The sequence below is a fragment of the Pseudomonas sp. 910_21 genome, from assembly GCF_052850735.1.
This window is the reverse complement of the sequence record NZ_VXCY01000008.1, coordinates 153,714-177,681: the sequence shown is the minus strand read 5'-3', so window position 1 is coordinate 177,681 and position 23,968 is coordinate 153,714. Positions and strand designations below refer to the sequence as shown.

Sequence of the window (23,968 nt, the reverse complement as noted above, 5' to 3'; positions counted from 1 at the left end):
CGGTGCAGCGCTCAACATCGGCCAGGACGAAATCTGTGCCTGAGCCCGGTAAAACCGCGCCCTCGGCAACTTGGCACAAGCGCTGCATTAGATCAGGCAACAGACATAAAGCCCGGCCTTCAACGACGAAGGCAGGCTTCCCGAGAGAACGGGATCGGACAAAGGCGTCCTCGTCAGGCCACTGACGGGACGCCTTTTTTGTTTGCGCGCATTTTGTCGAGCCAGGCCTCACTGACCCTGCCTGAGCTCCGGAGAAGCCCATGAAAAGACTCAAACTGGTGATGATCGGCAACGGCATGGCCGGGGTACGTACCCTGGAAGAGCTGCTCAAGCTGAGCGATGAGCTGTACGACATCACGGTCTTCGGCGCCGAACCCCACACCAACTACAACCGCATCTTGCTATCGCCAGTGCTGGCCGGTGAACAGACTTTCGAGGACATCGTCCTCAACGACCTGGACTGGTACCTGGACCACAACATCAAGCTGCTGCTCAACCGCAAGGTGGTAGAGATCGACCGGATCAAGCGCCGGGTAATCGCCGAGGACGGCAGCGAAGCCGAGTATGACCGTCTGCTGATCGCCACCGGCTCCACGCCCTTTATCCTGCCGATTCCCGGTAAGGACCTGCAGGGGGTAATCGGCTATCGCGACATTGCCGACACCCAGGCGATGATCGACACGGCCAGGACTCACAAGCATGCGGTGGTGATCGGCGGCGGCCTGCTGGGCCTGGAAGCCGCCAACGGCCTCAAGCTGCGCGGCATGGACGTGACCGTGGTGCATATCGGCGAATGGCTGCTGGAACGACAACTGGACCAGACCAGCGGCCAGTTGCTGCAAAGCGCCCTGGAAAACCGCGGCCTGAAGTTCCGCCTGTGCGAACAGACCCAGGCCCTGATCGATGCCGGCAATGGTCGGGTCGGGTCGGTGCAGTTCAAGAATGGCGAGATCATCCCCGCCGATCTGGTGGTGATGGCCGCCGGCATCCGCCCCAACACCGAGCTGGCGGAACGGGCCGGCCTGCCCTGCAACCGCGGAATACTGGTCAACGACACCCTGCAAACCTTTGACCCGCGCATCTACGCCATCGGCGAGTGCGCCAGCCACCGCGGTATCGCCTACGGGCTGGTGGCGCCGTTGTTCGAACAGGCCAAGGTCTGCGCCAACCACCTGGCCCAACTGGGTTTCGCCCGCTACCAGGGCTCGGTGACTTCCACCAAGTTGAAGGTCACTGGCATCGATCTGTTTTCCGCCGGGGATTTCATGGGTGGCGACGGCACCGAAACCATCACCCTCGCCGACCCCATTGGCGGGGTCTACAAAAAGCTGGTGATCAAGGACGACGTGCTGGTCGGCGCCTGCCTGTATGGCGACACCGCGGATGGCGGCTGGTACTTCCGGCAAATCCGCGAGCAGCAGGCCATCGGCGAGATCCGCGACCACCTGATGTTCGGTGAGAACGCGTTGGGCGACGTCGGCCATCAGGGCCAGGACAAGGCCATGAGCATGGCCGACACCGCCGAGGTCTGCGGTTGCAATGGGGTGTGCAAGGGCACCATCGTCAAGGCCATTCAGGAACAGGGGCTGTTCAGCGTCGACGAGGTCAAGAAGCACACCAAGGCCGCCAGTTCCTGCGGCTCCTGTGCCGGGCTGGTGGAGCAGATACTGATCAACACCGTGGGCGGCGCGGCGGACGTCAAGCCGAAAAGCGAAAAAGCCATCTGCGCCTGCAGCGACCTGAACCACGGGCAGATCCGCCAGGCAATTCGCGACCAGCATCTGCTGACCATCGCCGGCACCATGAGCTACCTCAACTGGCGCACCCCCAACGGTTGTGCCACTTGCCGTCCGGCGCTGAACTACTACCTGATCTCCACCTGGCCGGGGGAAGCCCGGGACGATCCGCAATCGCGGCTGATCAACGAGCGGGCCCACGCCAACATCCAGAAAGACGGCACCTATTCGGTGGTCCCCAGGATGTGGGGGGGCGTGACCAATCCGTCCGAGCTGCGACGCATCGCCGATGTCGCCGACAAGTACCAGGTGCCCATGGTCAAGGTCACCGGCGGCCAGCGCATCGACCTGCTGGGCATCCGCAAGGAAGACTTGCCCGGAGTCTGGAAAGACCTGGACATGCCGTCTGGCCACGCCTACGGCAAATCCATCCGCACCGTGAAGACCTGCGTCGGCAGCGAGTTCTGCCGCTTCGGGACGCAGAACTCCACCCAGCTGGGGATCGAGCTGGAACACGACCTGTTCAACATGTGGTCACCGCACAAGGTCAAGCTGGCGGTCTCCGGTTGCCCGCGCAACTGCTCGGAAGCCGGGATCAAGGACGTGGGCATCATCGGCGTCGATTCCGGCTGGGAGATGTACATAGGCGGCAACGGCGGGATCAAGACCGAGGTGGCGGAGTTTTTCGTCAAGCTCAAGACCGCCGAAGAGGTGCGCGAGTACAACGGCGCCTTCCTCCAGCTGTACCGCGAAGAAGCCTTCTACCTCGAACGCACCGTGCACTACCTGCAACGGGTCGGCATGGAGCACGTGAAAAAGGCCGTGCTGGAAGACCCCGAACGGCGCAAGGCGCTGAACGAACGCTTGCAGTTCTCCCTGTCCTTCGAGCAGGACCCATGGCAACAGCGTCTGGCCGAGCCGCAGCTGAAAAAAGAGTACGAGTCGATCCCCGTAAAACAACTGGAGGTGCCGGCATGAACTGGCTGGATATCTGCGCCCTGGAAGAGATCAATGCCCTGGGCTCGCGCATCATCAAGGGCCCCAAAGGCGATATCGCGATTTTTCGTACCAGCGATGATCAAGTCTTCGCTCTCGACGATCGCTGCCCGCACAAGGGCGGCCCCCTGTCCCAGGGATTGATCTACGGCAAGCGCGTGGCCTGCCCACTACACAACTGGCAGATCGACCTGGAATCCGGCGAAGCCCAGGCCCCGGACACCGGCTGCGCCCATCACCATCCGGCGCGGGTGGAAAGTGGCCGGGTGCAGTTGGCCCTGCGGGATGCTGGCTGATGAAGCCCCAGAGCACGGCCTCGACCTGTTGCTACTGCGGGGTCGGCTGCGGTGTGCTGATCGAGCATGACGGCCGGCAGATCCTCGGGGTTAGCGGCGATCCGGCGCACCCGGCCAACTTCGGCAAGCTGTGCAGCAAGGGTGCCAGCCTGCATTTGACCGGCGATCGCGACGCCCGCGCCCTGCACCCGGAACTGCGCCTGGGCAAGGATCTGGCTCGCAGCCGCTGCGACTGGGACAGCGCCCTGGAGCATGCCGCCGGGGTGTTCGCCCAGACCATCACCGAACACGGCCCGGACAGCGTGGCCTTCTATGTCTCCGGGCAATTGCTGACCGAGGACTACTACGCCTTCAACAAACTGGCCCGGGCCCTGGTAGGCACCAACAATATCGACAGCAACTCCCGACTGTGCATGTCCTCGGCGGTGGTGGGCTACAAACGCAGCCTGGGGGCCGATGCGCCACCTTGCAGTTATGAGGACCTGGAGCAGAGCGATTGCGTGGTGATCGTCGGCAGCAACATGGCCTATGCCCATCCGGTGCTGTTTCGGCGCCTGGAACAGGCGAAAAGCCAGCGTCCGGACATGAAAGTCATCGTCATCGACCCGCGCCGTACCGATACCTGCGATCTGGCCGACCTGCACCTGGCGATACTCCCCGGCACCGATGTCGCACTGTTCCACGGGATTCTCCACCTGTTGCTGTGGGAGGACTGGGTCGATCGGGATTTCATCCGTGAACACACCGAGGGCCTGGCCGAGCTGAAAACCCTGGTCCGCGACTACACCCCGGCGATGGTGGCGCAACTCTGTGGTATCAGCCTCGAGCAACTGCAGCAGTGCGCCCAATGGATAGGCACGGCGCCCAGTTTCCTGTCGCTGTGGTGCATGGGCTTGAATCAGTCCAGCGCCGGCAGCGCAAAAAACAGTGCGCTGATCAATCTGCACCTGGCCACCGGGCAAATCGGCCGAGTGGGTGCGGGCCCCTTCTCCCTCACCGGTCAGCCCAATGCCATGGGCGGGCGCGAAACCGGCAGCCTGAGCAACCTGCTCCCCGGGCACCGGGAAGCCGCCGACCCTCAACATCGTGCTGAGGTCGCCGCTTATTGGGGGGTGGAACAGTTGCCCGCCAGCCCCGGACTGACCGCTATCGAGTTGTTTGAACAGCTGCAAAACGGTCGCATCAAGGCCTTGTGGATCGCCTGTACCAACCCGGCGCAGTCCCTGCCGGACCAGAACGCTGTGCGCGCAGCACTGCAGCACTGCCCTTTCGTGGTCCTGCAAGAAGCCTTCGCCACCACGGAAACCGCGGCCTTCGCCGACCTGCTGTTACCTGCCGCCAGTTGGGGCGAAAAGGAAGGCACGGTGACCAACTCGGAACGGCGGGTTTCTCATGTGCGCCAGGCCGTGATCGCGCCCGGCGAGGCACGACCTGATTGGGCCATTACCGTGGATTTCGCTCAGCGCCTGGAGCAACGCCTGCGTCCCGGGCAGCCGAGCCTGTTTGGCTTCGATTCCCCCGTCCAGCTATTCGATGAGTACAAAGGCCTGACCCGGGGCCGCGATCTGGACCTGTCCGGCCTCAGTCACGAGTTGATCGACCGTCTCGGCCCGCAGCAATGGCCCTTCCCCAGCGGCGCGACACAGGGCACGCCGCGCTTGTATGGGGATGGGCGTTTTCCCACCGCCACTGGCCGTGCGCACTTTGTCAGTGATCCTTACCTGGCCGCCAAGGAACAACGGGATGCACGCTTTCCCCTGACCCTGATCACCGGTCGGCTGCGAGACCAATGGCACGGCATGAGCCGCACCGGTACCGCGGCGCAGCTGTTCGGCCATGTCAGCGAAGCGCTGCTGAGCCTGCATCCGGACGAACTGCGGCGCCAGCGGCTACGGGAGGGTGATCTGGTCAACCTGAAAAGCCGCCGTGGCAGCGTGATCGTCGCCGTCAGCAGTGATGACAGCGTGCGCCCCGGCCAGGCCTTTCTGCCGATGCACTGGGGCGATCGCTTCCTCAAGGGCGGGGTCAATGCCGTCACCCAGCCGGCCTTCGATCCTCTGTCCAAACAGCCGGAACTCAAACACAGCGGTGTGCGCCTGGAGCCGGTGCAGTTGCCTTGGCAATTGTTTGCCCTGATCGAGGGCGACGTGCAGGCGCACTTCAGGGCGCTGCGCCCCCTGTGCGAAGCCTTTGCCTATGTCAGCCTCAGCCTGACCGGTCGCGAACGTCCGGCCCTGGTGATTCGGGCCGCTCACCAGGCGGCGCCGCAGTCGGCGTTGCTCAAGCTCATCGATCAGCAGTTGGGGCTGGAAACCGGGCCGGTGCTGGCCTATGACGATCCGCGTCGGGCCATCGGCAAACGGGTGCGCATCGAACAAGGGCGGATCACCGCGATTCGCCTGGCCGGGGAAACCCTGGCCCAGCACTGGCTGCAAGAACTGTGGCTCGAAGGGCGCGCCGATGAGCAACTACGACGCTGGTTGCTGGCGCCGATGAGCAGTCCGCCGGGGGCCAGTGGCCTGGGCGGGGAACGGGAGCGCACCCTGTGCAACTGCAAGAACGTCAGCTACCGGGCGGTTCGTGCCGGTATCGCTGAAGGCCTGAACCTCGACCAACTGAAACAACAACTGGGTTGCGGTAGCCAATGTGGCTCCTGCGTGCCGGAGATCAAGCGCCTGCTGGCGGCTCCGGTGCAACCTGTCGCCGTCCCTGTGTGAGGAAAACGTATGAGCGCAAAAGTCTGGCTGGTAGGAGCAGGGCCTGGAGACCCCGAGCTGTTGACCCTCAAGGCCGTACGCGCCCTCGGCGAAGCCGATGTGGTGTTGATCGACGATCTGGTGAACAGCGCGGTGCTGGAGCATTGCCCCACGGCGCGGGTCATCCCGGTGGGCAAGCGCGGTGGCTGTCGCTCCACGCCCCAGGCCTTCATTCATCGCCTGATGCTGCGCTATGCCCGTCAAGGGCGCTGCGTGGTGCGCCTCAAGGGTGGCGATCCATGCATTTTCGGGCGTGGTGGCGAGGAAGCCCAGTGGCTGAAGGAACGTGGAATCGAGGTGGAGTTGGTCAACGGCATCACTGCCGGACTGGCGGGTGCAACCCGTTGTGATATTCCCTTGACCCTGCGTGGTGTGGCTCGGGGCGTGACCCTGGTGACCGCCCACACTCAGGATGACAGCAGCCTGAACTGGCAGGCTCTGGCTCAAAGCGGTACGACCCTGGTGATCTACATGGGGGTGGCGAAGCTGGCGGAGATTGCCAAACACCTGCGTGACGGTGGTCTGGCAGCCGATACGCCGGTGGCGATGATTGAAAATGCCTCGCTGCCTGAACAGCGGGAATGCCGCAGCGATCTGACGGGAATGGAGCGCGATGCCCTGCGCTTCGAGTTGAAGAGCCCGGCGATCCTGGTGATCGGTGCAGTGGCGGCCACTGAGTCCGCCATCCAAGCCTGCGCGCGACAAGCCTGAGTCGCACCTCTGGGCCAGGTAAATCGCAGACAAAGAAAAACCCGGCCTAGGCCGGGTTTTTCCAAGCTACAAGGCTAATTACTTAGCTTGAGCTTCAACCGAGGCTTCTACGCGACGGTTAACTGCGCGACCAGCTTCAGTTGCGTTGTCGGCAACTGGGCGGGACTCACCGTAACCAACGGATTGAACGCGGTTAGCGCCAACGCCGTACTGGTTGACCAGAACTTGTTTAACGGCGTTTGCACGACGCTCAGACAGCTTCTGGTTGTAAGCGTCAGGACCGACGGAGTCAGTGTGACCTTCAACAACGGTGGTGGTCTGTGGGTACTGATTCATGAAATCAGCCAGGTTTTTGATGTCAGCGTAGCTGTTAGGCTTAACGACCGACTTGTCGAAGTCGAACTTCACGTCCAGCTCAACACGAACAACTTCAGCAACTGGAGCTTCTGGAGCTGGCTCAGGAGCCGGAGCTGGAGCTACTGGAGCTGGAGCAACTTTGCCGCCGCTGCCACCGAAGTTCACACCCAGACCGATAGTAGGAGCGTAGTCCCACTTGCCGTTGTCCAGCTTGTAGTCAGCTTCAACGCCGGCACGGGCGAACAGGTTGTCGGTGAAGTAGTACTTAACACCAGCGCCTGCAGTCAGGAAAGTCGACTGGTCGCGGCCGCTGTGACCGTCAGCGATCACGTTGGTCATGCTCTTGTGAGCAACACCGCCGGAAACGTATGGACGCAGAGCGTCACCCACGGTACCAAAGTGGTACTGAGCGTTCAGGCCGAAGTTGTCGCCTTTGATTTTCTGGTTACCAGTACCGTCGTTAGAACGGGTGTGGTTGGTCTTGTCGTAGGTGGCGTTCAACGACAGATCGTCGGTCAGGAAGTAACCGATCGATGCGCCTGGGTTGAAGCCGTCTTCAACGTGATTAACGCTGTCGTTGTACTGTTTTTTGTAAAACAGTTCACCCTCGACCGCGCCTTGGCCTTGCGCCAGAACGCCGAACGAAGTCACGGCAACAATAGAACCAATGGCAATGCCCAAGGTGTTTTTCAGTTTCATCCGTTAAATCCCCATCTGGTGATTGTAAAGCAGTCCCACATACCGGGGGACAACTCGGCGGTAAGTCTATCAGAACTCACCTAGACGTAAGAGATATTTGCGCCGAACTAAGTTTCAGCAATGCCTGCAAATTTCTCACGCAATTTATCAAGAGCACGTTTGTAACGCATCTTTGTAGCACTCAACCCCATATGCATGATGTCCGCGATCTCCTGAAACTCCAGCTCTGCGACAAATCGTAGCACCAGAATCTCCCGATCAATCGGGTTCACATGCACCAACCAGCGGTCAAGTCCGCCCTTCTCCTCAGGTTTCGGCGCCTTCTCTTCAGAGGCCTCCTCGAGGGGGTCAAGACTTAAAGCGTCCATCAACCGACGCTTGCGCCGCTCCTTGCGATACTGCGTGATGCATTCGTTGTACGTGATGCTATATAGCCATGTCTTGAACTTCGATTTACCCTCAAAGTTCTTAAGGCCATACAGCACCTTCAACATCACTTCCTGACAGACATCATCCGCATCCCGATCGTTCCCTAGATAACGTGCACAAACATTAAATAGGGTCCTCTGATAGCGCCGCATCAACTCTTCATAGGCGCGTGTTACGTGAAACAGCTCCGTATGTGAGCGCGCAACCAACTCCTCATCAGAGAGCTCACGGGGGTCATAGCGCGTGGATAGCGATTGGGTTTTATTCAAAACGAGTCGTGCCGACAGTCAGGTCAATGTCCGCCGCTGCCCGGTGGGGCATTTTGCGGCGGCATACATTAGCAGGGTTTGCCGGGTTAGCGGCTACTTACATGCTGCTCCAGCAGGATCCGATTGGACAGAGAGACTAGCTCACCCTCCTCGGTCAGCAATGTAGTTTTAACCGTGCCGATCTCTTCGATCTGGCCTTCGACCTCACCAACACGTACTTGTTGCCCAACCTGATACAACTCACGCACATAGATTCCCGCAAGAATCTGTCCGGCAATTTCCCGGCTTCCCAAACCCATGGCCAGCGCAACGGCCAGACCAACGGTAATCAACACGATCACGATCACATGGTTGAGCAGGTCGGTTTTGACCTCCAACTGACTGATCGCAACGGAAATACTGATGATGATGACCAGCCCCTGGGCAATCCGTCCCAGGCCACTGGCGTAATCGAGGCCTACACCTTCCGCGGCTCCGCGCACCAGGCCGTTGGCCAATTGCGCCAGCAGAACCCCCACCAACAGCACCAGCGCAGCACCGAAAACCTTCGGCAAATACAGCGCAAGCATGTCGAGCGTAGCCGAAACTCGCTCAAGTCCAAGGGATTCAGCAGCAGAAACCAGAAAAATAAGCAGAACAAACCAATAGACGATCTTGCCGATCAAGGTTGAGATCGGTACTTGCAAGCCAGCGCGGGACAGCAATTTGGTCAAACCGGTACCGCCCATCAGGCGATCCAGGCCCAGCTTGGCCAGCAATTTCGACAGCAGGGTATCCAGCAGCTTGGCCACCACGAAGCCCAGCAACAGCACCACCAGCGCGCCGAACAGGTTCGGAATGAAGTTCGCCACCTTGGTCCACAAGGCAGTCATCGCCGTGACGAGGCTCTGCGTCCAGAGATCAAGTTCCATATTCAATCAGCCTTATCAGCAGTGCGAGCAGAAGATTTACGACGGGAAACCGGCGCGATATGGGCCGATCCGTTATTCAAGGCGATCATCAGCGCCGGCAGCCAACGGCCCAGCAGGCTGAACAGATCCCCCGCCCCAACCTGACGGTTGGCGGTTTTCAGTACGCGGCCCAGGCAGGCATCGTCATCGCGGCTCGATGGCGAAGCTTTGAGCATGTCACGCAAAGACTGTTCAAACGGATCGTGCATACGCACCTCTGGTGATGTCTGGAAAAGACGCGATCAGATTTATTCGGGTCACATGACGCATCATCACACCCAGCGCAAACGGCGAAACAACCACCATTGTCCCAGGGCCACCGACACCAGCAGCAGGCAGGCGATGATGAATCCGTAAGGGCTGGCGGAGAACGGAATGCCGCCAACGTTGATCCCCAGAAGACCGGTGAGAAAACTCATGGGCAGGAAGATCCCGGTGATGATTCCGAAGCGATACATGGTGCGATTCATGCGTACGCTCAAGCGTCGGTCTTCGGCCTCCAGCGCAAGCCCCACGCGCTCTCGAGTCAATTCCAGCTCTTCCAGGTAACGGGTCAGGCTGTTGTGCAGTTCGTTCCAATAGTCACCATCATCGACGGCGAACCAGGGCAGTTTTATTCGACTCAGTTGGGAGAAAATATCCCGCTGCGGCGCCAGAAAACGCTTCAACCCGGCAGCCCGGCGACGGATCTGCAAAATGCTTCCATGCTCAGGGGTATACCGTTCGTCGGCATCTAGCTTTTCCTCTTCAGCATCGACCACTTCAGACAGGTCGCTGACCAGATCCTGCACTTTATGGGTCAGGTACTCGGCCATATAGAGGAGGAGTTCGGCGGCGGTTTTCGGCCCCTTGCCCTCGGCCAGCTGCAACAACAGCTCATCGGTGGCCCGCAAAGGCCGCAAACGCAGGGAAATGACCCGCTGTGCAGACGCAAAGATGCGCACCGAGACCATGTCTTCAGGCTCGGCACCCGGATTGAGATTGATGCCCCGCAGAAACAGCAGCAGTTCCGACTCCGGCAAGGCCAGCAAGCGCGGCCGGGTATTTTCCTCCAGCAGCAGATCACAGCTGAATTCGCTCAAGCCACTGGAGCGGCGTAACCAGGTCTGGGTTTGCGGATGACTGCGATCCCAATGCAGCCACAGGCTTTCATGGGCCTGCAGCTGCAGAGCGTCAAGCTCAGTCCGGGCAATCGAACGCGCACCGCCTTCACCATCCAGTACCAGGGCATGCACCAGCCCCCATTGCGCGTTTTCTTCCTCGAACATCCTCATCCCTTGTCAGGCCAATTGCTTATTCAGGCATTTTCAGCGGGCTCGGCGATACGATCACGCCGTTGTTATCGGCGTAGACATACTGGCCCGGACGGAAAGTCACACCGGCGAAGGTCACCGCTACATTGAGATCACCAATGCCACGCTTGTCGGTCTTCATCGGGTGACTGGCCAGGGCCTGAACACCGAGGTCAGTCTGTGCGATGACATCCACATCGCGGATACAACCGTAGATCACCAGACCTTCCCAGCCATTCTTCGCCGCCTTCTCGGCCAGCAGGTCGCCCAGCAACGCGCGACGCAGGGAACCACCGCCATCGACCACCAGCACCTTGCCGTGACCCTTGAGTTCCACTTGCTCCTTGACCAGCGAGTTGTCTTCGAAGCACTTGATGGTGACGATTTCCCCGCCAAAGGAATCGCGACCACCAAAGTTGCTGAACATGGGCTCAACCACCTGGACCAGGTCCGGGTAAGCGTCGCACAGGTCGGGAGTGAGGTAATGGTTCATCGAGAAACTCCTGTAGCAGAAAGAACACGATCGAAGGTATCGGCAAATTCCAGGGGCTGCCTTGAAAATACGAGCTCAGGCGGCAGATGTTTAACCCGCAGTGCCTGAGGCGCTGACCGGCCTGTCGCGTATTTTGCAGCCGCACCACTGGAACGGAAAGTCGACTCAATAACTGAATGTGACCAAAACAGCACAATTCGTCATATCTTAGCCGCAAGCGCTATCGAGCGAAATGCCCTTGTCAGAGCCTTCGCGTCAGACCACAGCCACCTGCTCGGACGCTGAAACCAGCAACGGCGTCTGCTGATCCCTGAGCCAGCGCTCCACTAACGGCCAGACCTCAGTCTGCGCCGGTTTGCTCACCAACATCTCGACATGACCGAAATTGCTACTGAACCCTAGCTCACGGCCCAGGCAGACAAATTGTTTCTGCTCGCTGGCCAACTGATCGAACAACTTGCGACAGGCCCAGGTCGGGTCCTGATGATCCCCAGTTGCACTGACCGCCAGCGCCGGCACTGAAACCTCCGCGAGCCCCGCCCACCAATCCTTCTCGGCATCACCAAAACGACCGAACAGGCCATGCCAGCGCATGCTTTCCAACGCCAGGCCAATAGGCTCGTCTTCCGGACCGCGCTTGAGCCGGGAACCGGAGAGTTGAGCAAAGCGCTTGATCACCAGGCGCCCACCCCACTCCACCATAGGAATCTTCAGCGGCCAGTAGGTGCGACTGACCTGTGTGCCGAAAAACGCCGCCGAAGCCACCCCCGCATCCCCCAGATACTGCCCGCCCAAAGCCGCCGCCAGGGTGGTACCGCCCAGGGAATGGCCAATCCAGTGGGGTATTTGCGCACTTTGCTCACGAACGAAGGCAGCAATCGCCGGCAGGTCGTAACGGGCGTAGTCGGCCACCCGATTCTTGCGGTAATCGGCGTTGCGTCGCGACAGACCGTGGCCGCGCATCTCGGGAATCCACACATCAAAGCCCGCTCGGGCCAGATAGGCCCCGAGGCCAATGCCCTTGGGCGAATACCAGAAACGCCGGTTGGAAAAACTGCCGTGAAGCAGGACCACAGGCACACCCCGGGCTTCGGGCTCATCGGCCAGCCCCAGACGGGTCACCGCCAGCTCCACGGAGCTGTCCGGACTGTTGCCGGGTTTCAAGCGATAGACATCTTCGCTGAGGTCGCCTCGACGCTCGGCACTGATCAAGGCAACGGGAAATAGGTTGCTGCTGCTTTGCATATTCTTCTTGCACAAAAAAGGGCGGCATCCAGAAGAAGCGCGCCCTGCTTGAATCTTCAAGAGCCGGCCAGTCTCACGAGCGACCGGCTCTTCGTTCACCGATTACGCCGCGCCCTGGCCTTCAGCCAGGAAGAACCAGGTTTCCAGCACCGAATCCGGGTTCAACGAAACGCTTTCAATGCCCTGCTCCATCAGCCACTTGGCCAGGTCCGGGTGATCCGAAGGCCCCTGGCCGCAGATGCCGATGTACTTGCCGGCCTTGTTACAGGCGGCAATGGCATTGGCCAGCAGCTTCTTGACCGCAGGATTACGCTCGTCGAACAGGTGAGCAATGATCCCCGAGTCACGGTCCAGGCCCAGGGTCAGCTGAGTCAGGTCGTTGGAACCGATGGAGAAACCATCGAAGTACTCGAGGAACTCATCCGCCAGGATGGCGTTGGATGGCAGTTCGCACATCATGATCACGCGCAGACCGTTTTCGCCGCGCTTGAGGCCGTTTTCAGCCAGCAGATCCACCACTTGGCTGGCTTCGCCCAGGGTACGCACGAACGGCACCATGATTTCGACGTTGGTCAGGCCCATCTCGTTGCGCACGCGTTTCAGCGCGCGGCATTCGAGCTCGAAGCAGTCACGGAAGGATTCGCTGATGTAACGCGAAGCACCGCGGAAGCCCAGCATCGGGTTTTCTTCTTCCGGCTCGTAGAGCTTGCCGCCGATCAGGTTCGCGTATTCGTTGGACTTGAAGTCCGACAGACGCACGATGACCTTCTTCGGCGTGAACGCTGCCGCCAGGGTGCTGATGCCCTCGACCAGCTTGTCGACATAGAAGTCCACCGGATCGTGGTAACCGGCGATGCGCTTGTCGACGCTGTCCTTGATCTCTTGCGGCAGCCCGGCGTAGTTCAGCAGCGCCTTGGGGTGCACGCCGATCATGCGATTGATGATGAACTCCAGGCGGGCCAGGCCCACGCCGGCATTGGGCAGCTGGGCGAAGTCGAAGGCACGATCCGGGTTACCGACGTTCATCATGATCTTGAACGGCAGCTCCGGCATGGCATCCACGGAGTTCTTCTTGATGTCGAAGCCCAGTTCGCCTTCGAAGATGAAACCGGTGTCACCCTCGGCGCAGGAAACGGTCACACCCTGACCATCCTTCAGCAGCTCGGTGGCGTTGCCACAACCGACCACTGCAGGAATACCCAGCTCGCGAGCGATGATCGCGGCGTGACAGGTACGGCCGCCACGGTTGGTGACAATGGCGCTGGCGCGCTTCATCACCGGTTCCCAGTCCGGGTCGGTCATGTCGGAGACCAGCACGTCACCCGGCTGAACCTTGTCCATCTCGGAAACGTCCTTGATGATCCGCACCTTGCCGGCGCCGATGCGCTGACCGATGGCACGGCCTTCCACCAGTACGGTGCCGGTTTCCTTGAGCAGGTAACGCTCCATGACATTGGCCTGGGTGCGGCTCTTCACGGTTTCCGGACGTGCCTGGACGATGTACAGCTTGCCGTCGTCGCCGTCCTTGGCCCATTCGATGTCCATCGGGCACTGATAGTGCTTCTCGATGATCATCGCCTGCTTGGCCAGCTCGCTGACTTCCGCGTCGGTCAGGCAGAAACGTGCGCGATCGGCCGCGTCCACGTCCACGGTCTTCACCGAACGGCCGGCCTTGGCTTCATCGCCGTAGATCATCTTGATCGCCTTGCTGCCCAGGTTGCGGCGCAGAATGGCCGGACGACCGGCTTCAAGGGTGTTCTTGTGGACGTAGAACTCGTCCGGGTTGACCGCACCCTGAACCACGGTTTCACCCAGGCCGTAGGCGCCGGTGATGAACACCACATCACGGAAGCCCGACTCGGTGTCGAGGGTGAACATCACGCCGGCAGTGCCGGTTTCCGAACGGACCATGCGCTGCACACCGGCAGACAAGGCCACCAGCTTGTGGTCGAAACCCTGGTGTACACGGTAGGAAATGGCGCGATCGTTGAACAGGGAGGCAAACACTTCCTTGGCAGCGCGAATCACGTTCTCCACGCCACGGATGTTGAGGAAGGTTTCCTGCTGGCCGGCGAAGGACGCATCCGGCAAGTCTTCGGCAGTGGCCGAAGAGCGCACAGCCACGGCCACTTCGGGATTGCCCGCCGACAGTGCAGCAAAGGCAGTACGGATCTCGGTGTTGAGGCGCTCGGGGAATTCGGCGTCCATGATCCATTGACGGATCTGCGCACCGGTCTTGGCCAGGGCATTCACGTCATCGACATCCAGCGCATCGAGCGCCGCATGGATCTGGTCGTTCAGACCACTCAACTCAAGAAAATCACGGTAAGCCTGAGCTGTCGTGGCGAAGCCACCAGGGACCGATACGCCCGCACCTGCGAGGTTGCTGATCATCTCGCCCAGGGATGCGTTCTTGCCCCCCACATGCTCAACATCGTGTTTGCCGAGCTTATCGAGGGAAACTACGTACTCTACCAAGGTGATCTCTCCACTAACTGTGTTGGAAAAGCTCAGAAGCCGGCTGCTCTTTGGAGCGTTTGCCCGCTATATGGCCTGGACCTGGAAAATAAGTGAGAATGCGGGCCATTCCCGGCCGACAAATCGCGCCTATCATATCCAAGAATCGTCACTAGCTTAAGGCCCAAGCCGCAAATGAAACGATCTGCTTTCTTTATCTCCGACGGTACCGGCATCACAGCGGAAACCCTCGGCCAGAGCCTGTTGGCGCAGTTCGAAAACGTTACCTTCAGCAAATTCACGCGGCCGTATATCGACAGCATGGAAAAAGCGCGGGCCATGGTACAACAAATCAATATAGCCGCCGAAAAAGACGGCTATCGACCGATTATCTTCGACACCATCGTCAATCAGGACATTCGTGAGATTCTCGCGACCTCCAATGGTTTCATGATCGACATCTTCTCGACCTTCCTCGCGCCCCTGGAACAGGAGCTCAGCGAGCATTCTTCCTACTCCGTCGGCAAGTCCCATTCCATTGGGCACAACTCCAACTACATGGAACGGATCGAGGCGGTGAACTTCGCCCTGGACAACGACGACGGCGCCCGCACCCACTACTACGACAAGGCCGACCTGATCCTGGTGGGCGTGTCCCGCTGTGGCAAGACCCCGACCTGCCTGTACATGGCCATGCAATTCGGCATCCGTGCGGCCAACTACCCGCTGACCGAAGAAGACATGGAGCGCCTGCAACTGCCCAACGCCCTGCGCGCCCATAAACACAAGCTGTTTGGCCTGACCATCGACCCGGACCGCCTCACCGCGATCCGCAACGAGCGCAAACCCAACAGTCGCTACTCCAGCTATGCCCAGTGCGAGTTCGAAGTGCGAGAAGTGGAAAACCTGTTCCGCCGCGAAAACATTCCCCACATCAACTCCACGCATTTCTCGGTGGAAGAGATTTCGGCCAAGATCCTCGTGGAAAAAGGTGTGGAACGGCGCTTCAAGTAAGCATCGACGCCACTTCAGCCGATCCGAGGTGGCAAGGACCCGTCCTTGCCACCTCCCCTTGCTCCTTCAGCGCCTCACCACCCCGGCAATCCGGGTTCCTGACTCAGCGCCGTCGCCAGCGCAGCAAAGCCCTCGGTCAGTTTCCGATCATCGGCCGTGGTATTGCAGACACTGGCACGAATGAACTGCGGCACCGCCGCCTGGCCTACGGCAAAGGCCTCGGCCGTGGCCACCAGATAGTGCTGCTGCTTCAGATGCACTTCGATCTCCGAGGCCCGCCAAGGCTCGGGGACCCGGACCCAGAAATGCGGACACGCCTGCGGACTGCGCCACTCCAACCCTTGCAGCAAACCCGCCACCAGCTCCTTGCGACGAGTGATCTCGGCCATTTGCTGCTGACGCAGGCGCTCGGCAATGCCGTCGTCGATCCACCCGGCAGCAAGCTCCAGGGCTAACGGAGTGGCCATCCAGCAGGTCGCGCGCAATGCTGCGGCCAATCGTCCCACCAAAGGCTGCGGCCCATGCACGAAGCCGACCCGCAACCCAGCCGCCACGGCCTTGCTCAGGCTGCTGATCAGCACCGTGCGCTCCGGGGCAAAATGCGCCAACGGCGCTGGGCGCCGATCCATCAGCACGGCATGGGTTTCGTCTTCAAGAATCAACAGATTATGCCGCCGACAGACCTCGGCAATGGCCCCCCGTCGCGCCGGGGATTGCACCGCAGTGCTGGGGTTCTGCAAGGTCGGCGTGCAATACAGAGCTGCCAGTCGGTGATGTCGGCAAGCTTCCTCCAACGCCTCGGGCAGCAGCCCCTGCTCATCCATGGGCAAACCCAGCAACTTGATCCCCAACATCCGCGCGGTACTGATCAGGCCAGGATAGGTCAGGTGCTCGGTGGCCAGGGTATCCCCGGCCTTGAGCAGCGCCAGCAGGGCGATATGCAGGCCGTGCTGGGCCCCGTTGACACAAATGACCTGACGGGGATCGACCTGCAACCCCTCCTGGGTCAGCCAGCGCGCCCCGGCCTCACGATAGCGGGGCAACCCGGCCTCGGGACTGTAGCGAGCCACCTCCAGCAGCCCGTGGGGATCTTCCGCCAGTGCCCGCAGGCTCTGGGCGATAAAACGACTCTCCGGTCCGGGAATATGGGTATTGCGACTCATGTCGAACAGCGTGGGCGATTCGTCACCGGCAGTGCGGAATCCCGAGTCGCGCTGACGCTGCAAGCCGTCCTGGCGCACATAAGTGCCATCGCCGACCCGCGCCACCACCTGCCCCAGGCGCTCCAGTTCAGCATAGGCACGGCTGATGGTGCCGATGGTCACGCCCAGTTGGTCGGCCAGCAGCCGATGGGGGGACAGTTTGCTGCCGGGCGCCAACAGCCCTTGATCAATGCCTTGCTCCAGCGCCTCTGCCAGACGCTTGTACTTGGGCCCCGAGCCATCTCGCAACGCGGAACGCAACATTGACACCATGTCAATACTTACTTTGACAGCCATCACTTACCCCAATAACGTGCTTTACAGGTTCAATCACCGGAAATGACTCGCTAAATATAGGGGTCAATTGCCGATCACGAAAGGAATGTCAGTGTGAGCACAACCACGGCAGCACCCATTACTCAGGCGCCTTCGCGCCGCTGGCTCGCCGTTCTGGTGACCTGCAGCCTGTTCCTGATTGTCTGCCTGAGCTGGGGTACCACCTGGCTGGGGATCAAGATGGCCGTAGAAAGCACTCCCCCCTTGACCGCTGCCGGACTGCGCTTTCTGATCGCCTTCCCGCTGTTCGCCTGTTTTGCCTGGCTGCGGCGCGAACCCTTGATGTTTCCCAAGGGCAGCCGCGGCTTTCTGCTGTTTGTGACCCTGTGCTACTTCAGCCTGCCCTACACCCTGCTCAACTACGGCGAGTTGCACGTGTCTTCCGGCCTCACTGCATTGCTGTTCAGTTGCATGCCGGTATTCATCCTGATTTTTTCCGCCCTTCTACTGCGGGAAAAGATCCATCTGGCGCAGATGCTCGGCATCGCCATCGGCTTTGCCAGCCTGTACCAGATCATCCGCGGCCAGGGCCTGCACCTCGATCACCAAGGACTCAGCGGCGTACTGGCCATACTCGGCGCGGCGCTGCTGCATGCCTTGTGTTACGTGGTCACCAAGAAACATGGCAGCGCCATCAGCGTCATCACCTACAACACCCTGCCCATCGGCATCGCCGGCCTGCTGCTGTGCCTGGCAGGACTCTGGATCGAGCACCCGGATTTTGCCGCCATCACGCCACGCTCCTGGGGCGCCCTGCTGTACCTGGGGCTGGCGGCTTCGGTGGGTGGGTTCATCGTCTATTTCTTCCTGCTCAAACGCCTGAGCCCGGTCATCCTGTCCTTTGTCTTCATCATCTTTCCGGTGTTCGCGGTGATCATCGGCGCCTGGTATGAAGGCCAGAGCCTGTCCCGGGACTTGCTGCTGTACTGCGCCACCCTGCTCGGCGGCTTCGCCATCACCAAATTGCCATTGGATAAATGGCTGTCCACAAAGCCCACCCAACGCTAAAGAGACACTGTAGGAGCGAGCATGCTCGCGAAGCTTCTCGGAACGCCAGGTTCGCCCGGCAAACCCATGTCATCGTTGACGTTCATCGCGAGCAAGCTCGCTCCTACAAGGGGGGATCAGATCACCAGCAGGTCGACGAACCGGTGCACCGGCGTTGCCTCAAGCCGAGCCGGGTCCTTGCACAGTTGGAAAATCTGCGTCGAACGCTGGGTGGTGAAGCGCGTGGCCAGGTTGGCCCTGAACTTGTCCTCCAGCAATGGAATGCCTTCGGCGCGGCGACGACGGTGACCGATGGGATATTCCACCGCCACCTGTTCGGTGCTGGAGCCGTCCTTGAAGAACACCTGGATCGCATTGGCAATGGAGCGTTTGTCGGCCTCCAGGTATTCACGGGTGTAACGCGGGTCTTCGACGATCTCCATCTTGCCCCGCAACTGATCGATGATCGGATGCGCAGCATGGAAATCATCTTCGTAATGCTCGGCCACCAAGGTGCCGAAGGCCAGGGGCACTGCGGTCATGTATTGCAGACAATGGTCGCGGTCGGCGGCATTGGCCAGCGGCCCGACCTTGGAAATGATGCGGATCGCCGATTCATGGGTGGTGATGACGATCCGCTCGATCTCGGGCAAGCGATTGCGCACCAGGGGGTGCAGAGTCACCGCCGCTTCACAGGCGGTCTGCGCGTGGAACTCCGCCGGGAAGCTGATCTTGAACAGTACGTTTTCCATCACGTAACTGGCGTACTTCTGCGGCAGGCTGAAACAGCGCTGCGCCTCGGACTTCAACGCCAGGTCCTTGTTGGTGTGACTGAACAGCACGTCATAGAAGCCCCACTGCGGCGCCGTCAGGACACCGGGAATGCCCATTTCACCACGCAGGGCGATGTCCGCCAGACGCACCCCACGGCTTGAAGCATCCCCCGCCGCCCAGGATTTGCGCGAACCGGCATTGGGGGCATGACGATAGGTGCGCAGCGCCTGACCGTCGACAAAGGCATGGGACAGCGCCGCCAGCAACTGCTCGCGGTTAGCGCCCAGCAGCTTGGCGCAGACCGCTGTGGAGGCAACCTTTACCAACAGCACATGATCGAGACCGACCCGGTTGAAGGAGTTTTCCAGGGCAATCACCCCCTGGATCTCATGAGCCATGACCATCGCTCGCAACACATCGCCCATGGTCAACGGCGCTTCACCATTGGCCACACGCTTTTGCGAAAGATGGTCGGCCACCGCGAGAATGCCGCCGAGGTTGTCCGAGGGATGCCCCCATTCGGCCGCCAGCCAGGTGTCGTTGTAATCCAGCCAACGCACGATGCAGCCGATATCCCAGGCCGCCTTCACCGGGTCCAGACGATAGCTGGTGCCTGGAACCCGGGCACCGAAAGGCACCACGGTGCCTTCGACAATCGGTCCCAGGTGCTTGGTGCATTCGGGGAAACGCAGGGCCAACAGGCCGCAGCCCAGAGTATCCATCAGGCAATTGCGCGCGGTATCGAGGGCTTCTCGGGAGTCGATGGCATAGTTCAGGACATAGTCGGCAATGTCCTGCAGGACCGGGTCGTAATCGGGACGGTTGTTCAGGTCAACGTTGGCGCTCATGAGTGTGTCACTCCAGTTGCAAGGTTGTAGGTGGGGTCATTCCTCAGGTACAGGTCAATAACGGCATCGCAGGTCTGCGCCTGCTCAGCGATTCAATAACAATGTCACGACTGGCGGTTGTGGCGAGGGAGCCCCGCCACCACCGCCAGCATTACTCTGCCTAGAAACTGTCGCCGGGCACTCGCACCCAGCCTTCCATCAGCACGCGGGCGCTGCGGCTCATGATGGCCTTGACCACGGTCCAGTCACCGCCGCTTTGAGTGGCTTCGGCGCCGACGCGCAAGGTGCCCGAAGGGTGACCAAAACGTACCGCGCTGCGCGCACCGCCCCCGGCCGCCAGATTGACCAGGGTCCCGGGAATCGCCGCCGCGGTGCCGATGGCCACCGCTGCGGTGCCCATCATCGCGTGGTGCAACTTGCCCATGGACAGGGCGCGCACCAGCAGGTCGACGTCCCCGGCCTTGATCGCCTTGCCGCTGGAAGCCTGGTAATCCGCCGGCGCGGCGACAAAGGCCACTTTCGGCGTGTGCTGACGCTGGGCGGCTTCGTCCAGGTGCTTGATCAGCCCCATGCGCAGGGCACCGTGGGCGCGGATGGTCTCGAACATGGCCAGGGCCTTGGGGTCGCCATTGATATCGCCCTGCAGCTCGGTGCCGCGATAACCAAGGTCCGCCGCGTTGATGAAGATGGTGGGGATCCCGGCATTGATCAGGGTCGCCTTGAAGGTGCCGACACCGGGCACTTCCAGGTCGTCCACCAGGTTGCCGGTGGGGAACATCGAACCGCCGGCGCCCTCTTCCTCGGCCGCCGGATCGAGAAACTCCAACTGCACTTCGGCCGCTGGGAAGGTCACTCCATCCAGCTCGAAGTCACCGGTTTCCTGAACCTCGCCGTTGGTGATCGGCACGTGGGCAATGATGCTCTTGCCGATATTGGCCTGCCAGATGCGCACCACCGCCACGCCGTTCTGCGGAATGCGACTGGCGTCCACCAGGCCGCTGCTGATGGCGAAAGAGCCCACCGCCGCCGAGAGGTTGCCACAGTTGCCGCTCCAGTCGACGAAGGCCTTGTCGATGGCCACCTGACCGAACAGGTAGTCGACGTCGTGATCGGCCTTGATGCTCTTGGACAGGATCACCGTCTTGCTGGTGCTGGAGGTGGCAGCGCCCATGCCGTCGATCTGCTTGTCATAGGGATCGGGGCTGCCGATCACCCGCAGCAGCAGGGCATCACGCGCCGCGCCCGGCAGCTGGGCCACCTCGGGCAGGTCCTGCAGATTGAAGAACACACCCTTGCTGGTGCCGCCACGCATGTAAGTGGCAGGAATCTTGATTTGCGCTACAAATGCCATGGATTTCTGGTCCTGATAAAGACCGGGGGCGGCACCTTGCGGCCCGCCCCCGGTACGTCACTTAGCTGGCTACTGCCGATTCCAGGAAGTCCTGGGCGAAGCGCTGCAACACCCCGCCCGCGTCGTAGATCGACACCTCTTCGGCGGTGTCGAGGCGGCAAGTCACTGGCACCTCCAACCGCTCGCCGTTGCGGCGATTGATCACCAGGGTCAACTGCGCCCGTGGTGTGCGTTCGCCGATCACGTCATAGGTTTCGGTGCCGTCGATACCCAGGGTCTTGCGGTCGGTGCCCGCCAGGAACTCCAGGGGCAGCACGCCCATGCCCACCAGGTTGGTGCGGTGGATACGCTCGAAGCCTTCGGCAACGATCGCCTCCACCCCGGCCAACCGTACGCCCTTGGCCGCCCAGTCCCGGGACGAGCCCTGACCGTAGTCGGCACCGGCAATGATGATCAGCGGCTGCTTGCGCTCCATGTAGGTTTCGATGGCTTCCCACATCCGCGTGACCTGGCCTTCCGGCTCGATCCGCGCCAGGGAACCCTGCTTGACCTTGCCGTTTTCCTCGACCATTTCGTTGAACAGTTTCGGGTTGGCGAAGGTCGCACGCTGGGCGGTCAGGTGGTCACCACGGTGGGTCGCGTAGGAGTTGAAGTCCTCTTCCGGCAGGCCCATTTTCGCCAGGTACTCGCCGGCCGCGCTGTCGAGCATGATGGCGTTGGACGGCGACAGGTGGTCGGTGGTGATGTTGTCCGGCAGCACCGCCAACGGGCGCATGCCCTTGAGGCTGCGCTCCCCGGCCAGGGCTCCTTCCCAGTAAGGCGGGCGGCGGATGTAGGTGCTCTGTGGACGCCAGTCGTAAAGCGGTTCGACTTTCGGGCCGGTGTCTTCGTGAATGGCGAACATCGGAATGTAGACCTTGCGGAACTGCTCCGGCTTGACCGCCGCTTTGACCACCGCGTCGATCTCTTCATCGCTCGGCCAGATGTCCTTGAGGCGGATTTCACGGCCGTCGGCGTCCAGGCCCAGCACGTCCTTCTCGATATCGAAACGGATGGTGCCGGCAATGGCGTAGGCCACCACCAGCGGCGGCGAAGCCAGGAACGCCTGCTTGGCGTAAGGGTGGATACGCCCATCAAAATTGCGGTTGCCCGAGAGCACCGCGGTGGCGTACAGGTCGCGGTCGATGATCTCTTTCTGGATCACCGGGTCCAGGGCGCCGGACATGCCGTTGCACGTGGTGCAGGCAAAGGCCACCACGCCAAAGCCCAGTTGCTCCAGCTCATGGTCCAGGCCGGCCTCTTCCAGGTACATGGCCACGGTTTTCGAACCCGGGGCCAGGGACGACTTGACCCACGGCTTGCGGGTCAGCCCCAGCTTGTTGGCATTGCGCGCCAGCAGGCCCGCCGCGATCACGTTGCGCGGGTTGCTGGTGTTGGTGCAACTGGTGATGGCGGCGATGATCACCGCGCCGTCCGGCATCTGCCCCGGGGTTTCGGACCACTGCCCGGCGATGCCCTTGGCCGCCAGATCGCTGGTGGCGACCCGGGCGTGAGGGTTGCTCGGCCCGGCCATGTTGCGCACCACCGACGATAGATCGAACTGCAGGCCGCGCTCGTAGCGTGCGCTCTTCAGGCTGTCGGCCCACAGGCCAGTGTGCTTGGCATAGCTCTCCACCAGGCGCACTTGTTCGTCTTCACGGCCGGTGAGCTTGAGGTAGTCGATGGTCTGCTGGTCGATGTAGAACATCGCCGCAGTGGCGCCGTATTCCGGAGCCATGTTGGAGATGGTGGCGCGATCGCCCAGGGTCAGCGCCGCGGCGCCTGCGCCGAAGAACTCCAGCCAGGCACCCACCACTTTCTGCTTGCGCAGGAACTCGGTCAGCGCCAGCACCATGTCGGTGGCAGTGATGCCAGGTTGCAGCTTGCCGGTGAGCTCGACGCCGATGATTTCCGGCAGGCGCATCCACGACGCGCGACCGAGCATGACGTTCTCGGCTTCCAGGCCGCCCACACCAATGGCGATGACCCCCAGGGCATCGACGTGGGGGGTGTGACTGTCGGTGCCGACGCAGGTATCAGGGAAGGCCACCCCGTCGCGCACCTGGATCACCGGGGACATTTTCTCCAGGTTGATCTGGTGCATGATGCCGTTGCCCGGCGGGATCACGTCGACGTTCTTGAAGGCCTTCTTGGTCCAGTTGATGAAGTGGAAACGGTCTTCGTTGCGCCGGTCTTCGATGGCGCGGTTCTTGTCGAAGGCGTCCGGGTCGAAACCGCCGCATTCCACAGCCAGGGAGTGGTCGACGATCAACTGGGTCGGCACCACCGGATTGACCAGCGCCGGGTCACCACCCTGGTCGGCGATGGCGTCGCGCAGGCCGGCCAGGTCCACCAGCGCGGTCTGGCCAAGGATGTCGTGGCACACCACGCGGGCCGGGAACCACGGGAAGTCGAGGTCATCGCGGCGTTCGATCAGTTGGCCCAGGGACGCGTTGAGGGTCGCCGGATCACAGCGACGCACCAGGTTTTCCGCCAGCACGCGGGAGGTGTAGGGCAGGCTGTCGTAGGCGCCTGGCTGGAGCGCATCGACCGCCGCACGGGCGTCGAAATAGTCCAGCTGGCTGCCGGGCAGCGTCTTGCGAAATTCAGTGTTCATGGTCAGGGGACTCGATCACGGTAGTTTCAAAGGGAGCGCCTGGCACCGTATTGAATGAACATCTATCCCTTGTAGGAGCGAGCTTGCTCGCGATGACCGAAGCAGATCCGACAT

General features: G+C 61.2%; 18 protein-coding genes. 6 read left to right on the top strand and 12 right to left on the bottom strand.

What is annotated here, in order from left to right:
• Positions 1-260: 260 nt before the first annotated feature.
• Genes nirB through cobA form a run of 4 tightly spaced genes read left to right on the top strand, consistent with a single transcriptional unit; the run spans position 261 to position 6,495 of the window.
• On the top strand, positions 261-2,714 hold the full coding sequence (nirB, locus tag FW796_RS24275) for a nitrite reductase large subunit NirB (protein WP_346631841.1): 2,454 nt from the start codon (positions 261-263) through the stop codon (positions 2,712-2,714).
• Positions 2,711-3,028 carry a nitrite reductase small subunit NirD gene (nirD, locus tag FW796_RS24270; protein WP_123725797.1) on the top strand — a complete coding sequence of 106 codons (318 nt, stop codon included), beginning with the start codon at positions 2,711-2,713 and terminating at the stop codon, positions 3,026-3,028. Before nirB ends, nirD begins: the two co-directional genes overlap by 4 nt.
• Complete coding sequence (locus FW796_RS24265; protein ID WP_446440177.1) at positions 3,028-5,745, top strand: nitrate reductase; 2,718 nt, start codon at positions 3,028-3,030, stop codon at positions 5,743-5,745. The genes nirD and FW796_RS24265 overlap by 1 nt, the downstream gene beginning before the upstream one ends.
• Positions 5,746-5,754: 9 nt before the next feature.
• Entirely contained in the window at positions 5,755-6,495 is a 741-nt protein-coding gene (gene cobA / locus FW796_RS24260) for a uroporphyrinogen-III C-methyltransferase (protein WP_346631843.1), read from the top strand.
• Between the two features lie 78 nt (positions 6,496-6,573).
• Here cobA and FW796_RS24255 read toward each other — a convergent pair whose 3' ends face one another.
• The 8 genes from FW796_RS24255 to ppsA all read right to left on the bottom strand — a co-directional run bounded on the left by FW796_RS24255 (position 6,574) and on the right by ppsA (position 14,707).
• The gene (locus FW796_RS24255; RefSeq protein ID WP_025128772.1) at positions 6,574-7,551 is read right to left on the bottom strand and encodes an OmpA family protein; all 978 of its coding nucleotides are present in this window, start codon (positions 7,549-7,551) and stop codon (positions 6,574-6,576) included.
• Between the two features lie 107 nt (positions 7,552-7,658).
• Positions 7,659-8,249 (bottom strand): RNA polymerase sigma factor SigX, encoded by a 591-nt coding sequence (sigX, locus tag FW796_RS24250; protein WP_011060195.1) that lies wholly within the window; start codon positions 8,247-8,249, stop codon positions 7,659-7,661.
• Between the two features lie 86 nt (positions 8,250-8,335).
• The gene (locus tag FW796_RS24245; protein ID WP_016964357.1) at positions 8,336-9,160 is read right to left on the bottom strand and encodes a mechanosensitive ion channel family protein; all 825 of its coding nucleotides are present in this window, start codon (positions 9,158-9,160) and stop codon (positions 8,336-8,338) included.
• 2 nt (positions 9,161-9,162) lie between these two features.
• Positions 9,163-9,408, bottom strand: a complete 246-nt coding sequence (locus tag FW796_RS24240) for a hypothetical protein (protein ID WP_011060193.1) — start codon at positions 9,406-9,408, stop codon at positions 9,163-9,165.
• Positions 9,409-9,471: 63 nt separating this feature from the next.
• A complete protein-coding gene (locus FW796_RS24235; protein ID WP_346631844.1) occupies positions 9,472-10,467 on the bottom strand; it encodes a zinc transporter ZntB in 996 nt (331 codons plus the stop codon).
• Between the two features lie 25 nt (positions 10,468-10,492).
• The gene (gene rraA / locus FW796_RS24230) at positions 10,493-10,984 is read right to left on the bottom strand and encodes a ribonuclease E activity regulator RraA (protein ID WP_102863848.1); all 492 of its coding nucleotides are present in this window, start codon (positions 10,982-10,984) and stop codon (positions 10,493-10,495) included.
• A gap of 255 nt (positions 10,985-11,239) precedes the next feature.
• Positions 11,240-12,229, bottom strand: coding sequence for an alpha/beta fold hydrolase (locus tag FW796_RS24225; RefSeq protein WP_346631845.1), 990 nt, complete (start codon positions 12,227-12,229; stop codon positions 11,240-11,242).
• 102 nt (positions 12,230-12,331) lie between these two features.
• Positions 12,332-14,707 carry a phosphoenolpyruvate synthase gene (gene ppsA / locus FW796_RS24220; protein ID WP_346631846.1) on the bottom strand — a complete coding sequence of 792 codons (2,376 nt, stop codon included), beginning with the start codon at positions 14,705-14,707 and terminating at the stop codon, positions 12,332-12,334.
• 174 nt (positions 14,708-14,881) lie between these two features.
• Between ppsA and ppsR the strand changes: the two genes are divergently transcribed.
• A complete protein-coding gene (gene ppsR, locus FW796_RS24215; protein WP_102863851.1) occupies positions 14,882-15,700 on the top strand; it encodes a posphoenolpyruvate synthetase regulatory kinase/phosphorylase PpsR in 819 nt (272 codons plus the stop codon).
• A gap of 74 nt (positions 15,701-15,774) precedes the next feature.
• Here the strand turns inward: ppsR and FW796_RS24210 are convergent, their stop codons facing one another.
• The gene (locus FW796_RS24210) at positions 15,775-17,199 is read right to left on the bottom strand and encodes an aminotransferase-like domain-containing protein (RefSeq protein ID WP_404938820.1); all 1,425 of its coding nucleotides are present in this window, start codon (positions 17,197-17,199) and stop codon (positions 15,775-15,777) included.
• Positions 17,200-17,292: 93 nt separating this feature from the next.
• On the opposite strand from FW796_RS24210, the gene FW796_RS24205 reads away from it, so the two are divergent.
• Positions 17,293-18,246 carry a DMT family transporter gene (locus FW796_RS24205; protein WP_446440176.1) on the top strand — a complete coding sequence of 318 codons (954 nt, stop codon included), beginning with the start codon at positions 17,293-17,295 and terminating at the stop codon, positions 18,244-18,246.
• A gap of 116 nt (positions 18,247-18,362) precedes the next feature.
• Here FW796_RS24205 and prpD read toward each other — a convergent pair whose 3' ends face one another.
• The 3 genes from prpD to acnD form a co-directional block, all read right to left on the bottom strand.
• Complete coding sequence (prpD, locus tag FW796_RS24200; RefSeq protein ID WP_446440175.1) at positions 18,363-19,847, bottom strand: 2-methylcitrate dehydratase; 1,485 nt, start codon at positions 19,845-19,847, stop codon at positions 18,363-18,365.
• Positions 19,848-20,007: 160 nt separating this feature from the next.
• The gene (gene prpF / locus FW796_RS24195; protein ID WP_346631850.1) at positions 20,008-21,198 is read right to left on the bottom strand and encodes a 2-methylaconitate cis-trans isomerase PrpF; all 1,191 of its coding nucleotides are present in this window, start codon (positions 21,196-21,198) and stop codon (positions 20,008-20,010) included.
• Positions 21,199-21,259: 61 nt separating this feature from the next.
• Positions 21,260-23,854: a Fe/S-dependent 2-methylisocitrate dehydratase AcnD gene (acnD, locus tag FW796_RS24190; protein WP_346631851.1), complete on the bottom strand. Its 2,595-nt coding sequence runs from the start codon at positions 23,852-23,854 to the stop codon at positions 21,260-21,262.
• Between the last annotated feature and the right edge of the window lie 114 nt (positions 23,855-23,968).

Excerpts from the sequence above, each read along its gene's own strand:
- nirB (WP_346631841.1), top strand. The coding sequence starts at position 261 with ATGAAAAGACTCAAACTGGTGATGATCGGCAACGGCATGGCCGGGGTA.
- nirD (WP_123725797.1), top strand. The coding sequence starts at position 2,711 with ATGAACTGGCTGGATATCTGCGCCCTGGAAGAGATCAATGCCCTGGGC.
- FW796_RS24265 (WP_446440177.1), top strand. The coding sequence starts at position 3,028 with ATGAAGCCCCAGAGCACGGCCTCGACCTGTTGCTACTGCGGGGTCGGC.
- cobA (WP_346631843.1), top strand. The coding sequence starts at position 5,755 with ATGAGCGCAAAAGTCTGGCTGGTAGGAGCAGGGCCTGGAGACCCCGAG.
- FW796_RS24255 (WP_025128772.1), bottom strand. The coding sequence starts at position 7,551 with ATGAAACTGAAAAACACCTTGGGCATTGCCATTGGTTCTATTGTTGCC.
- FW796_RS24245 (WP_016964357.1), bottom strand. The coding sequence starts at position 9,160 with ATGGAACTTGATCTCTGGACGCAGAGCCTCGTCACGGCGATGACTGCC.
- FW796_RS24240 (WP_011060193.1), bottom strand. The coding sequence starts at position 9,408 with ATGCACGATCCGTTTGAACAGTCTTTGCGTGACATGCTCAAAGCTTCG.
- FW796_RS24235 (WP_346631844.1), bottom strand. The coding sequence starts at position 10,467 with ATGTTCGAGGAAGAAAACGCGCAATGGGGGCTGGTGCATGCCCTGGTA.
- rraA (WP_102863848.1), bottom strand. The coding sequence starts at position 10,984 with ATGAACCATTACCTCACTCCCGACCTGTGCGACGCTTACCCGGACCTG.
- FW796_RS24225 (WP_346631845.1), bottom strand. The coding sequence starts at position 12,229 with ATGCAAAGCAGCAGCAACCTATTTCCCGTTGCCTTGATCAGTGCCGAG.
- ppsR (WP_102863851.1), top strand. The coding sequence starts at position 14,882 with ATGAAACGATCTGCTTTCTTTATCTCCGACGGTACCGGCATCACAGCG.
- FW796_RS24210 (WP_404938820.1), bottom strand. The coding sequence starts at position 17,199 with ATGGCTGTCAAAGTAAGTATTGACATGGTGTCAATGTTGCGTTCCGCG.
- prpD (WP_446440175.1), bottom strand. The coding sequence starts at position 19,847 with ATGAGCGCCAACGTTGACCTGAACAACCGTCCCGATTACGACCCGGTC.
- prpF (WP_346631850.1), bottom strand. The coding sequence starts at position 21,198 with ATGGCATTTGTAGCGCAAATCAAGATTCCTGCCACTTACATGCGTGGC.
- acnD (WP_346631851.1), bottom strand. The coding sequence starts at position 23,854 with ATGAACACTGAATTTCGCAAGACGCTGCCCGGCAGCCAGCTGGACTAT.